General features: G+C 47.0%; 1 protein-coding gene. It reads right to left on the bottom strand.

Features of this window, described 5'->3' with window-relative positions; all coding sequences use genetic code 11:
• On the bottom strand, positions 1 to 1,155 hold a 1,155-nt coding region (locus ABIB50_RS26590; protein WP_429385096.1), incomplete at both ends, for an alpha-L-fucosidase.

The raw sequence follows: 1,155 nt of genomic DNA, 5'->3' as shown, positions 1-1,155 counted from the left end.
CCCGGTACATTAAGCTTACCATCGGCAGGCCATTTAAAAACCGACAGGTATAAAATGGTGTTATCGCCGTTTACTTTTTTGGTGCAACGCCCCCAGCTTAAAGCCTGTAACGGGCTTGCTGTTGTAGCATATATGGCTTCGGAGTTTGTTTTCATCCAAACACCTATGGCTTTCAAATCATCAATACTTCCCTGCGGGAATTGGCCCAATGGATCGGGCCCTACATTTAACAGGTAATTACCACCCTTTGATGCAATATCGCATAGATTATGGATCAGCGTTTCGGGCGTTTTCCATTTAGTGTCGTAGCTTTTAAAGCCCCAGGTTCCATTCATGGTCATGCAGGTTTCCCAGTCTTTACCATCAAGTTCACTAAGGCTGGGTATTTTTTGTTCAGGTGTTTTGGTATCTCCGGGATAGTTTGGGCGTTTTAATCTGTCGTTAGTAATAATATTAGGCTGTAGCTTCAGTACGTTGTTTAATTTTTCGGCATATTCGTCGGTCATGTTGGTGGGGGTGTCCCACCATAAAACAGCAACCTCGCCATAATTAGTTAATAGCTCTTTTACCTGCGGAACGGCAACCCGGTCTATATATTCGCTCATGCTGGCAGTAGTTTGGTACGGGTCCCAGTGGCCGGCATGTGCTTTGGTGTAAGCGTCTATACTTGCCGAATCGGGGTTGGGCCAGCCATCAATAGCTGTTTTACGGGCAACCGACCCGCCCGGGTTATTCCAATCCTGCGCCTGCGAATAGTAGAAACCTAACTTAATGCCATACTTTTTACAAGCCGCGGCCAGCGGTTTAAGCACATCTTTACCATAAGGTGTAGCATCGGCAATGTTCCATTTGCTGGCGCTTGATTTAAACATCGCGAACCCATCGTGGTGCTTTGCTGTTATTACTATGTATTTCATCCCGGCATCCTTAGCCATGCGTACCCATTCGTCGGCATCATACTTCACGGGGTTAAAGTTTTTAGCCATTGCCTGGTATTCGGCCACCGGTATTTTACCGCGGTTCATAATCCATTCGCCGCCATGTGCCACCTTGTTACCCTTATATAAACCGGCCCATTGCGCGTAATCGCCCCAATGGATAAACATACCAAAACGGGCTTCGCGCCACCATTTCATACGCTCATCGCGGGTTAAT

Source organism: Mucilaginibacter sp. UYCu711 (genome assembly GCF_050433825.1).
GTDB lineage: Bacteria > Bacteroidota > Bacteroidia > Sphingobacteriales > Sphingobacteriaceae > Mucilaginibacter.
The sequence above is the reverse complement of the archived record's forward strand: the minus strand, read 5'-3'. Positions and strand labels throughout refer to the sequence as shown.